12 protein-coding genes are annotated in these 11,953 nt (G+C 36.8%); 3 read left to right on the top strand and 9 right to left on the bottom strand.

Annotated features, from left to right (window positions below; all coding sequences use genetic code 11):
• Positions 1-196: 196 nt before the first annotated feature.
• From J2T59_RS09935 to J2T59_RS09900, 8 genes are all read right to left on the bottom strand, one after another.
• Complete coding sequence (locus tag J2T59_RS09935; RefSeq protein WP_259135780.1) at positions 197-1,921, bottom strand: DNA polymerase; 1,725 nt, start codon at positions 1,919-1,921, stop codon at positions 197-199.
• Positions 1,918-3,393: a hypothetical protein gene (locus J2T59_RS09930; RefSeq protein WP_259135779.1), complete on the bottom strand. Its 1,476-nt coding sequence runs from the start codon at positions 3,391-3,393 to the stop codon at positions 1,918-1,920. The genes J2T59_RS09935 and J2T59_RS09930 overlap by 4 nt, the downstream gene beginning before the upstream one ends.
• Entirely contained in the window at positions 3,393-4,904 is a 1,512-nt protein-coding gene (locus tag J2T59_RS09925) for a UvrD-helicase domain-containing protein (RefSeq protein WP_259135778.1), read from the bottom strand. The genes J2T59_RS09930 and J2T59_RS09925 overlap by 1 nt, the downstream gene beginning before the upstream one ends.
• 151 nt (positions 4,905-5,055) lie before the next feature.
• Entirely contained in the window at positions 5,056-5,568 is a 513-nt protein-coding gene (locus tag J2T59_RS09920; RefSeq protein ID WP_259135777.1) for a hypothetical protein, read from the bottom strand.
• Between the two features lie 128 nt (positions 5,569-5,696).
• Positions 5,697-6,155: a hypothetical protein gene (locus tag J2T59_RS09915; protein WP_259135776.1), complete on the bottom strand. Its 459-nt coding sequence runs from the start codon at positions 6,153-6,155 to the stop codon at positions 5,697-5,699.
• Positions 6,148-6,468 (bottom strand): hypothetical protein, encoded by a 321-nt coding sequence (locus tag J2T59_RS09910; RefSeq protein WP_259135775.1) that lies wholly within the window; start codon positions 6,466-6,468, stop codon positions 6,148-6,150. The genes J2T59_RS09915 and J2T59_RS09910 overlap by 8 nt, the downstream gene beginning before the upstream one ends.
• A complete protein-coding gene (locus J2T59_RS09905; protein WP_259135774.1) occupies positions 6,461-6,613 on the bottom strand; it encodes a hypothetical protein in 153 nt (50 codons plus the stop codon). The genes J2T59_RS09910 and J2T59_RS09905 overlap by 8 nt, the downstream gene beginning before the upstream one ends.
• A gap of 22 nt (positions 6,614-6,635) precedes the next feature.
• Positions 6,636-6,869, bottom strand: coding sequence for a hypothetical protein (locus tag J2T59_RS09900; RefSeq protein WP_259135773.1), 234 nt, complete (start codon positions 6,867-6,869; stop codon positions 6,636-6,638).
• A gap of 332 nt (positions 6,870-7,201) precedes the next feature.
• Here J2T59_RS09900 and J2T59_RS09895 point away from each other — a divergent pair, with 332 nt between their 5' ends.
• The gene (locus J2T59_RS09895; RefSeq protein ID WP_259135772.1) at positions 7,202-8,176 is read left to right on the top strand and encodes a CAP domain-containing protein; all 975 of its coding nucleotides are present in this window, start codon (positions 7,202-7,204) and stop codon (positions 8,174-8,176) included.
• Between the two features lie 242 nt (positions 8,177-8,418).
• Here J2T59_RS09895 and J2T59_RS09890 read toward each other — a convergent pair whose 3' ends face one another.
• Positions 8,419-9,855, bottom strand: coding sequence for an AlbA family DNA-binding domain-containing protein (locus tag J2T59_RS09890; protein WP_259135771.1), 1,437 nt, complete (start codon positions 9,853-9,855; stop codon positions 8,419-8,421).
• Between the two features lie 230 nt (positions 9,856-10,085).
• Here J2T59_RS09890 and J2T59_RS09885 point away from each other — a divergent pair, with 230 nt between their 5' ends.
• Both J2T59_RS09885 and J2T59_RS09880 read left to right on the top strand, forming a co-directional pair.
• Positions 10,086-10,829, top strand: coding sequence for an N-6 DNA methylase (locus J2T59_RS09885; protein WP_259135770.1), 744 nt, complete (start codon positions 10,086-10,088; stop codon positions 10,827-10,829).
• On the top strand, positions 10,819-11,865 hold the full coding sequence (locus J2T59_RS09880; RefSeq protein WP_259135769.1) for a restriction endonuclease subunit S: 1,047 nt from the start codon (positions 10,819-10,821) through the stop codon (positions 11,863-11,865). The genes J2T59_RS09885 and J2T59_RS09880 overlap by 11 nt, the downstream gene beginning before the upstream one ends.
• Positions 11,866-11,953 lie beyond the last annotated feature (88 nt).

The following is an 11,953-nucleotide window of genomic DNA, read 5'->3' as shown; positions in this document are numbered from 1 at the left end:
AATTTCTGAATATCCTCATAAAACAAATTAAAGTCTTAAACTTGTGTTTTAATCAAATGAATGATACTTGAATCTGTTATTATCCGACAGTCTCTAGTAAAAGTAAATTTAGCTCTTATTATATTTTTATCAAGCCAATTTTAGACCATGTATCTAACCTAAAAAGGCAACAAAATATTCATTTTCATTTGGTATTTTACTTACTCCAACATTCTCCGATACTAACATCAACCTCCACAGGAACTGTTTTTAGAAACTGGTGACCAGCTTTCACCATTTCTTGTGTAATTGTTTCAGCTATAGTTTTTGAGTCTTGTGCAGGTGCTTCAAAAACAAGTTCATCGTGAACAGTATTAACCAGTCTTGCTCCAGTCGTTTCAAGCTTTACGTCAAGTGAAGCTAGAGCTGTCTTTAGAATATCAGCACATAATGATTGTATTGGTAAATTTCTGCATTTGTTCTTGATCCCATATGTTTCAATTTCAGACATTGGACGAGCTAGCTTTAAATGCCTATTAGCTCTATTTCTTAAACACAGTTCTTGGAGTCCATGTTTCTCAATATCTTGAAGGTAGTTCGATATTATGGGGTAAGATGCATAGAATTGTTTGATGTATTTCATTCCTTCTTGCCTTGTAATAACTGTACCAGCTTCGAGTAACCTTGACTGGAGTGTTTTTGGGCCCATGCCATATATAACACCAAAATTAATTGTTTTAGCAACAGATCTCTCTTCTTTTGTTACCTGGGAAATTGGTTTATTGAAAATGTTTGAGGCTGTTTTTGTATGCAGATCCTCACCTGTCATATAAGCTTTGATGAATTCGGGATCTCCTGCAACTTCACCTAATATTCTTAACTCGATCTGAGAGTAGTCTGCAGTGATTATCTTATTCCCGGGTGGTGCTGTGAACAGGTTTCTCCATTCATTGGTCCTTGGTTGATTCTGTAAATTAGGTTTTGAGCTAGAGAACCTGCCAGTATTGGCACCATATTGCTTGAAATTTGCATGAATTCTTCCTGTAACCGGGTTAATATACCCTTTTTGTTTTTTTATGTAGGTGTTCAACATCTTTTCGGCTTTCCTGTATGCCAGAAGGTGCTGTATGACAGGTACATCTAAATGGTCCTGTAACACGCTCGAACCCGTGGATTCTAGTTCAAGACCAAGTTTACCAAGAACTCTTATCAACTGATCAGAGCTGTTCAGGTTAATATCTGGTGCTAGATGACCACCAAACACTGAATCTGTTTCTCCACTCATATTGAAAGTAACTTGTTTTGTTTTTGTTGTCTTTGAAAACTCGTGCAAGATAAGTTCTTTTGCTCTATTCCTATTTTCATTAACAACTGCTGCAAAAGCATTTGATTTCTCTAAATTAAAATAAAAACCAGCAAGCTCAAGATTGACCACTGCAGGTAATACTTTCATCTCAATATCTATGGTTTGATGGAGGTTCATTTGCTGGATAAGTTTTTGTTGTGCATAGTAAATCGTTTTTAGGTACTTCACATCGTTCTCAGCATACTGTATCTGTTCAGGAGTTAGTTCCTGGCCTCTTTTAAAACTAGTTTGTTCATCTTTCTTTAAAGAAAAGCCCAGGTACTTGTTAGTAAGGTCTTGCAGTCTTGTAGTGTTCTTTTTTGTTACTAACAACCCGCCTGTTATAACATGTTCTGCTGTTTCTGTATCGTATACGTTTTTCGGATTAATACCATACTGATATTTCAAGAATTTCAAGTCAAACTTTAAATTATGACCAACAATTAAACTGGTTTCAATTAATTGTTTAACTTTTAGAACTTCAGTATAATCTAATAACTTGATCTCACCCCCATTATACATCAATTGAAGTAATACAAGTTTATCTGTAAAAGGATCGAGTCCTTCAGTTTCAATATCAATAAAAATGATTCTCATATAATAATCCCCATATTTTTAGTACTTGAAATTGCAGCACGATCTTCCCAACTCTGGAAAGCTAATGTGATCTGTCTTGGACTGGACCCTAACATACATTTAATATCAGGTGTGCATATATGCCTCAAATTATGCCTGATTTGTTTGCATGACATTGTTTTGTATCGTGTAAACCCACTATCGAACTTAGACCTGTCATTACATACCTGTCTAAAAAGCTGAAATCCATTTTCGTATTCCCAACCCATCTGCCCAATAAATGATGAGAGCAATAAACATTTAATGTCATTCAATTCTCCATGTCTTTTCAACAATAATTGGTTGATACATGGTGGCCAGTATTCTTGGGTAACCACAGTTTTTGATACATTTTCCCGTTCCAACTTTTTAACTGAGAGTGGACATCTGGACTTCTCACATCCTCCAGTACCCACAACTAACCTCATTTGTTTACATGAGAAAGTATAATCATAATCAAATGCATTTGTTGCATTTGAGACATAATGTTTGCACTCTTCCCTAGAATGCCAGTACTTGCACTTTGCTAGAATAAAGTTAGTTACTTGTTGAGTTTCTTCCCTATTTTTTCCAAGTTTCTTATTCAATAATACAATCCCACGAGCTGCATTGTATCTCTTGGTATTCATGTGCTCAATGTTTGTATCAATGTACTGTATACAGGGAAAATCAAACAATTCTGCATTGATATCTTTATTATCATATGCATGTTTTTGTGCACGTATTACTCTGGAACATTCATTTTCAAATTCAAGCACAATTGCTGATTGATACTTTTTTGGTAGATCCCAACCATCAATTCTCTCAGGTATCTTTAGAGGTAATCTGAAAGTATCTGATGGTGTATTAGGTATACTAAGATCAGTTAATTGTGTTTTATACTGCCCATTATTTCTTAATGCTCCAAAACATCTTACCATAGATCCTTTGTTCAGTGCACTAAAATTGATCTTTAACCAGTCAAGTCCAAGGTCCTCAAAATCAATATCAGCATCTTCCAACAACATTGTAATGATGGTTTGCCTCATTACCTGCATAATGTCAATATTCAGTTCATCTAATCTATCTTTTAGTTCAGTATCCACATTGAAACTGTTAAAAATGATGGATACATGTACACCTTTTCCACCAGAGAAGGCGAACTCAAATATAGGTATATTGTTACCTAAACAATATTTTCGTAACTTTTCAACTGATTGTTTCATTAACCCCCAATCTTTCTGATCAGGATCAATGAAGAGTTCGTTTGGCATTATAAGTCGAGTATATATTGGATACTTGACCTTACTCCATATATCCTTGTAAAAGGTCCACTTGTACAAGTCCGGATCCTGGCCTTTTGGCATTGGACCTTCAATTGCCTTTATCAGAATAGGTTTGTTAGAATACTTTTGTTGTAAAGTGTCCAAGAATTGTTTTTGGATACCTAGAATATGGTGATTTGATAGTTCCATTATACTACCCCCACAAGAGGAATTGGATAATTTATTCCTTTATCCCGAACAATAATGAGCTCATCACTGGTTCGGGTCACACCAACATACCATACCCTGGCCTCTTCAGTAGGGTTGATGAACATTGTTCTTTGTATGTTCTTAGTGACTCCGGTATGAAGGAAAACCCTATCAGCTTCAAGTCCTTTAGCACCATGGATAGTTAAAAGGTAAGTATTAATGGAATTATGGTCAAGTTCATAAGGATGTCTTTCAAGAGCATTATTGATCTTCTCAGCTTTGAGACCTTTTGAAATGAAAGAACCAGGGGTATCGGACTCAAGGACTGAATAAATAGTTTCTTCACCTACCCCAAACATATCCAAGTTTTGGGCAGATAAACTACCCTCATTTCCAATACAGGTAAACATCCTTTTTGGGTAATGTTGCATTAAGATCTGAATATCAGCATCTCTTAATACCCGATTTTCACGGTAAAACGTGAAAGTGTTATGCAGCTCAATAAGTTCAGGTGTCCAGCCGTCAAGACCTTTCCATAGTATACCAGCTCTAGCCATTTCTCCAGCAACCGCATGGGCCTGATAATTTGATCTTATTAAATGGAATATCCTTTTTGTAAGGTGTTCCCAGGCGGTTGGATCTTGCAGATACTGTCCTGAATTTATTGTTCTAATTGAACCATCAATATTTTTTGGAGCTATTCCTGGTGCTTTTTCTCCATACATTTTGATTATCTGTAATGCTAATGCCCATACTTTCTTTGGTACTCTGTAAGACTGTTCAAGCACAATTTCTTTAAAAGCAGTATCTTTAAAGTAATCTGGAGAAGCTCCCCAGAACCCATATATTGATTGTAAGGGATCTCCAGCTATGACAACCTCTTCTGCATCCGCAGCCCATACCTTGAATATCTCATACTGTAGTTTAGTAAAATCCTGGAACTCGTCCACTAACAAGTAATCAACATTTGGGCTCATCTGTGTTTTGTATACATTGTACAGCATGTCGGAGAAGAGAAGTTTCCCATTATATTCTCGCCATATTTCAAATTCATTTAATAATTCAACGGCTTTTGGAACAGGTACCCCTAAACTTCCCCATTGTGGATATTTGTATATCTCTTCAATTGGAGTTAAAGTATTGAGTGCCCAATTGTATGCTTCCAATATACTTTTAGAACCGTTGGAAACATCCCAGTGCTCTATGTTATAAGGTTGTAAACTAAATCCTGTATCCTTATAGAACTGTTTAAAATCTTTTGCTTCAATTAATTTAGCATATTCTTTACCACCCAGTAACTGATAACATGCTCCGTGTGTGGTGTTAACTTCAGATTTGGTTACTTCTTGGTCTGAAACTGTATTCAATTGTTCTCTGATACTATCAGCTGTTGATTTCCTGAACGTGATTAGCATTTTAGTACTGTGTTTACCTGATAGATCGAGATATTTTTGGATAAGGTTATGTGTTTTACCTGTACCTGGAGCGCCCCAAATAGTGGTGCTGTTCATAGGTATACCTCCTTTTTAGTAACAGGGGTATCACCATTAGCATATAGGGGTGTTACCAAAAAAACAATTTCCAACACTATACTAGTAACAAGGTAACAGGAGTAACACCCTTTTCTTAGATTAAAATATAGTCTATATAGTGTTACTAGCTTCACAACACCACCCCCAGAGTTGTAAGATCCATACCTTGTTCCTCCAGAGCCTGCGGATAGAACCACCAACATCTGATGTTAGTACCTGTTACCTTAACACCAAAGGTGTTACTAAGCTTGTATTTCCTTGCAGTCATAGCTGCACTGACATCTTCCATTGAAATATGTATAGACTTATTGTTTCTTCTTGTATCGATTGCAGCTGAGGGTACTACAAAGTAAGCCTTACCGTGTGGGTTGTGGTACACGAAAAAATGACACATTTCTCTTTGATTCAATAATTCCTTATCCAGAGTAAGTGTCATTGTTGCACACATTTCTTCGAACAGTATATCTGCTGCAATCACTGGCCCCGTTTCTTCAATATCACCTTCAACTGCTTTATCAGCAATATATTCAACAAATTTAGGCCAAACTTCTTTTTTTATGTCTAACACTTTCCCAAAAAGGTCATAGTATAATGCAATAAATCTCCATGGACTTTTCACAAGTTCAGTAGAGGTTATGACCATTTCTTTCCCAGAAATGTAAATATGATAAATGCTTGATTCTCCATTTTTTAAAGGTGGGGATTTAACAACATGTTCGATCTCATGAGCAAGGTTAATGAGAGTTGATGTTCCAGGATCCTCTAATGCTATCAGTTACATCCACCTCCCATTTTATCCAGCAGAGATTGTTGTATGATGAAATATACCTGCGAAAATGAAACAACGGTTTTATTCTGCTTTGCAAGGATTCTGGAACTACCAATAACTCTTGATATTTGTAGTATATATCTGGCTATAAGTGTAGGTGCATGGCTCTCCATTTTCAAATAATTAAGAACATAATGGGTTTTAATTACGAGTATATGAGTATCTTTTTTATACCATGAGTTACATAGAAAATAATGCAATATCCTGACATTTTTGGTCAAGTGGGTCTCCCCTGGACCCCTTAACCAATGTCTATGAATATTTTCTAATCTTGATAAGTTACTATTATCATCATCATCATCTATTATCAGGCCCAAGGAACTTTCCTGAACATTTACACAAGTTACTAGATATTCCAATGAGCCAGCATTTTCTGGGGTTAAAAAAGTAATGTTACTCATTTTGACCACTCTTTGATGATAAAGTCTTTTTTATCGAGCCCTTTTTCACAAGAAATTTATTTTTTCTTTCATGAAATGGAACTGCTAGCTTATCAAGTTCAATAAAACCCCATAGAAAAATAGCTGCAGTATAATATTCTAGCCTATCATTTGTGGTCTCGAATCGATTTAAGATATATTGAGCAATCTTTTCATATTTCCATGAAAAAATCCTTGGGTCCCAGGTAGGATTTGAACTAATCTGTTTTTTTTGGTGAAAAAAGATGAAGTCATTAATACCTTCAGTTGTTTCTTCAAACTGTGGTTTACACATTATAACCACCACCATAAAGGTCAAGGTAAGCTTTTGCCATAGCTCTTTCAATTGCAGAACCATGTTTTGCTAAATTCTCTAATAGTTCTCTATGTGTTTTAGCGAAAACAAAAGGATTTATATCATTTTGTGTTAAATCTGGCATATACTAGGTCTCTCCTTTTGATCTAGTTATCTCCAGCAGCAGGAGTAGGTTTGTGGCCATTTGCTGCTGCTGGTGCAATTATTATCTTGTTGTTCTCGATCGTTACAAAGAAAGGTTGTCCTTTCTCGAAATTACAAAGTCTGACTAGGTGCATGGGCATTCCTAACCAATATTGGCCTTTTGTAGACCTCTGAAGTTTTCTGATCTCTGGCATTGGTATATCACCTTTTTTTAAAGTTGAATTGTGATTTTCCATACCTAGGAACTATACCCCGTTTAATTATGGGATTAAAGAGTGTATGGAAAAACACTCTGTAAAATAGCGAGGTATACAACCCTTATATAAAATTAATACACCCATTTTTGGTATTGTTAAGTATGTTCTATGAGAGTGTATTTTAAAAATATGTCAAGAAAAAATACTCTATATGACTATATACTTGAAATATTTGATAAAATAAAAACGGGTTAGAACAAGTTAGAATCTAAAGAAGGGGTTAAAAAAAACAAAATGTTAAAATTCCACTTGTAATATAAATTTTCAAATTCAGGAGGTTAATATACAATTACTTTTATATGTGATTTAGTATGTCCAATTTCTGTTCAAAATGTGGAAACGAATTAAAAGACAAGGATGCTAAAATCTGTCATCACTGTGGTGTTAGAACTAAAGAATCAAATTTCCCTTCCAAAATAGTTTTAGGCATTTCTTTTATTTTTATCATACTTCTTTTATTTTCAGCGTACATAATGGTCAATGACGATGATATATCGCTTTTGCCACTTAGAGTTACAGATATCAATGAATCCCAAATAGAAGATGATATCTTCAATATAATGAATGAAGAAAGGATTGAATATGGGATCAGTGAACTTAGACGAAGTTCACTCCTTGATGAGATCGCTAAAGACAAAAGTAGAGATATGATTGAACGTGATTATTTTGCTCATGTTGATCTTGATGGTAACCTTATAGGTGACACTCTGAAACAAGAAGAAATATTTTATTTTGCTGCAACTGAAAACCTATACTACTTTCCATTAAGTTCAAGGGATACTGACGTTGGTGCAGAAGTTGTTAAGGGCTGGATTGCTAGTCCAGGACATAGAATTCCAATCTTAGATTATGATGAACTTTGGGAACATGTTGGTATAGGTGTAGAAGCTACTGAAACTTATCATTATGGGGGAAAAGGTGTCACACTATATATAACAGCTGTATTTGCAAGTTTTGAAACAATCTATGATGACAAGTTAGAAAGAGGGCTAGTTCAGTATCTAAATATCTATGATAAGCGTACAGGCCATGATTTTGATGCGGAAGTTACAATAATGTTCCAGAGTAAGGAAGGTGTAGATTTGTATATTATTCCGGATAGAGAGTATTATAATGCTTTCTTAAAAAGATCCAATATTCAAAGAGATAGTATCGTCTATGAAAGAAACACACAATACTACAACGATACTATTGATATTGAACCCGGTTATGGCTTGATAATAGACGCTTCTAATTCACGAAATGATGTAGAATATAGTTTATCACTGATATATAATCAACCATAATGACTTGAATTTATGCATGACTCATTACAAGAGAATTTCACAAACCATGGAAGCAATACTATAAATGGACCAGTAGATACTTTTGTATTAATTGCTCTTTTTTAGGTAAACTGCTTGAGAAATATTTGATTAAAAGACATTATAAACAGTTTCTGGCTTTGTTGAGTCAAATATATCCTTATTGTCGACTTGGGGAATGTGAGATAGAGCGTAAAACGTCGAGGTCTTAAACCAATAGGTGTTCACACTTCCCTTTCTTCTTCAGTCAAGACTGCTTTACCTTCTGCCGTCAGACGATATTCCTGCTTGCTACTCCGTGGTTTATCTGGTATTGTCATTTCAATATAACCAAGTTCCAGTAGATTTTTAACTTGCTTATGCAGCTCTCCGGATACTGACTTATGTCCCAGTCCCTGAGCAAGTTCAGCTTTACTCGCCTGGCCCTCAGCCATAAGAAAAACTACTTTAGCCGCAAGTTCAGACTTTAGCCGTGACTTTAGCCGTGACTTTAGCCGTGTTTCGTCTTCAGCCGTAATTTGGGTAGGGGTTTGAACTCTGATAGATTCAACCAGATAGACAATCAACCTCACTCTCATTCCCACTTCAATTATTTCAGGCTGAGGAATCCCCAAGGCTTCAGCTTCACTGAACATCCGGCGAACGCCACTTCCCCATTGTTCTATCAGGTCAAGTTCTCTGAAAACACGAGCAATGACATGATTACGTATCTTTGAAACACCCTGCAGCATGTCTTCAACTGTTAGACCTGGAAGCAGTATGCCAGGATTCTCTATTTCAATACGGTCATCAAAAAAGGCGACTCTGACAGGTGCCCCTCTTTGTGAATAGTCTGCATGGACAACAGCGTTGATCACTGCTTCACGCAGGATGGTAAGTGGAATGCTCCATACGTCCTTACGTCTAAATTCTGAAAAATCCGCACCTCGCATGGCATGTTTCTTGAGAAATTCCATTACTCTCTCAACTGCCACTGGAAGGTGTTCATGGATATCTATATGATCAAAAATGTCTGCTTTGTCCTTACCGATGAACCGTCCGCACTGTATCCACGAATCCGGGAAGATCGTATCACGGTCATTTCCAAAAAGCAACATACCACCTACTGTAGGTACCAGATGTCCCTGATGAGGGACAACAAGGCGCAGGGATTCCAGATCTTTTTTCACAAATTTCCTGTGTCTTTCAAAACAAGCGGATGCAGCTTCAAAGTCCAGATCATCAACTATCCTGTCAGGAAGCGGCTGTTCATCAAAAGATATACCTGAAGTGGTACGCTTAAGCTCTGCAATAAGTTCCCTGTCAGCTTTTCGGTTCGTGGAACCCAATCGTACATAAACACCCTCATCTGGACCTTCTTTTCTTATCCAGTGAGGACGTAGACCGCTTGGATAAACTTCTACACTTAGCAGGGTCTTATCTTCAAGAGAGAATAACTCAACATTTGGAACTAAGTGGGGTTCTATGTTGTCAGCAATAAGGTTGCAAAGGCGTTCTTCTTCATCCAGAGGTTCATCGACCCCAAGTATTTTCCTGGTATCGTCCTCGATCCCGATGAGCAAACGCCCTCCTGCTGTGTTGGCAAATGCTACAAGCGTCTTGATGATGTTCTTTGGCGAGGAAATGTCACGCTTGAACTCCAGCGTCTTTCCCTCTGGCATGGTGACAAGTTGGGAAACCAGTTGGCCCATTATTTCATCACCCCATAAGAATCGCCGTCCTTAATCTGTATTGCCACTTTTAACAGGTTATCTCTCTCCAGATCTCATTATCGGCAGTTAGTTTGCTTCAAAATTATTTAAAGATGGTTATTTTATATGAATTCATGCGGATTATACTAAGAAGTATCTGTCCCTGGTTCAATGGAATATCCGGACTGAGCTCATCGTAGTTGACATCTAACCTGAAAGTAGATTACATACTCGCAAATCCACCATTCAATATAAGTGACTGGGGAGGTGAAAATCTACAGGAAGATGTCAGGTGGAAGTATGGAGTTCCTCCTAAAGGCAGTGCGAACTATGCATGGATTCAGCATATGATATATCACCTGAAACCAACTGGTATTGCGGGGTTCGTCTTAGCTAATGGATCACTTTCGTCCAATACTTCGGATGAGGGTGAGATTCGGAAAAATATACTTGAAGACGATTTAGTTGACTGTATTATTGCAATGCCTGGACAGCTGTTCTATAATACTCCAATTAAATGCAGTCTTTGGTTCGTTACACGTGATAAAAAGAATCACCGATTTAGAGACAGGAGAAGTGAAGTGCTGTTAATAGATGCCAGAAATATGGGTGTAATGGTAGACCGAACCCACCGAGAACTCACGAATGAAGATATTAAGAAAATCGCTGATACTTATCATGCATGGCGTGGTGAACCTGATACTGGAGAATATGAAGATGTTCCTGGTTACTGTAAGTCTGCTACACTTGATGATGTAAGAAAACATGACTATGTACTAACTCCAGGAAGATATGTTGGATTTGCAGAAGAGGAAGAAGATGATGAGCTATTTGAGGAAAAGATGGAGCGATTGACTTCACAGCTGTCGGAACAGTTTAAGAAATCCAATGAGCTTGAGGATAAGATTAGAGATAATTTAAGGGAGATTGGGTATGAGTTGTAAATATGGTTTCAAGGTAACCGAAATAGGTTTGATACCTGATGAGTGGGCTGTAGCAAAAGTTGGAGACTTTGTAGATATAAAACATGGATATGCATTTAAAGGGAAGTTTTTTACCGAGGAAGAAAACGAAAATGTAGTTTTAACTCCAGGTAATTTTCATGTTGGTGGAGGATTCAAAGATGATAAATTCAAATTCACTACAGAAGATTATCCTGTGGATTATATACTGAAAGAAAATGATATTGTAGTCACTATGACGGATTTGAGCAAAAAAGGAGATACATTGGGTTATGCTGCCAAGATCCCAAGGTCAAGAAAGAGAAAATATTTGCATAATCAAAGATTGGGACTCCTCAAATTCAATTCAGATTCAATAAGTAGTGACTTTTTACATTGGGTTTTGAGAACTAAGAGGTATAATTGGTTTGTTGTAGGGTCTGCCACAGGATCCACAGTAAAACACACCTCGCCTTCTAGGATAAAACTCTATAACTTCGCTTGTCCGATTGACGTAGCAGAGCAACAAGCTGTTGCAGACATCCTTTCGACTCTCGACGACAAAATCGAACTCAACCGTCAGATGAACGAAACCCTTGAACAAATCGCACAGGCTATCTTCAAGCACTGGTTCATTGACTTTGAGTTTCCAGATGAGAATGGAGAACCTTATAGGTCAAACGGTGGCGAGATGGTGGATTCAGAACTCGGTGAGATTCCGCCGGGGTGGGAAGTTGGAAGGATAGAAGACATCGCTCAAATATTTGATTCTAAAAGAATCCCACTTTCAAAACGAGAAAGAGAAAAGAGAAGAGGTAAATTTCCTTATTATGGAGCAACTTCCATAATGGATTATATTGACGACTACATTTTTGATGGTACTTTTACTTTAATGGCAGAAGATGGAAGTGTAATTGATAATAATAGCTATCCAGTGCTACAATATGTTTGGGGCAAATTTTGGGTAAATAATCATACTCATGTATTGCAGGGTAAAAAACCGTTTTCTACTGAATACCTGTATTTATTATTAACCTAAGTTTGCCAGTCACAATTAATAAAAGTGTTCTTAGCTTTGTATTATTCGATGAAAAATCAACAAAAACTAAGAACAAACACAATTACGC

This window comes from Methanosalsum natronophilum (genome assembly GCF_024808815.1).
GTDB classification, from domain to species: domain Archaea; phylum Halobacteriota; class Methanosarcinia; order Methanosarcinales; family Methanosarcinaceae; genus Methanosalsum; species Methanosalsum natronophilum.
Note: the sequence above shows the minus strand (reverse complement) of the source record. Positions and strands in the feature narration are given on the sequence as shown.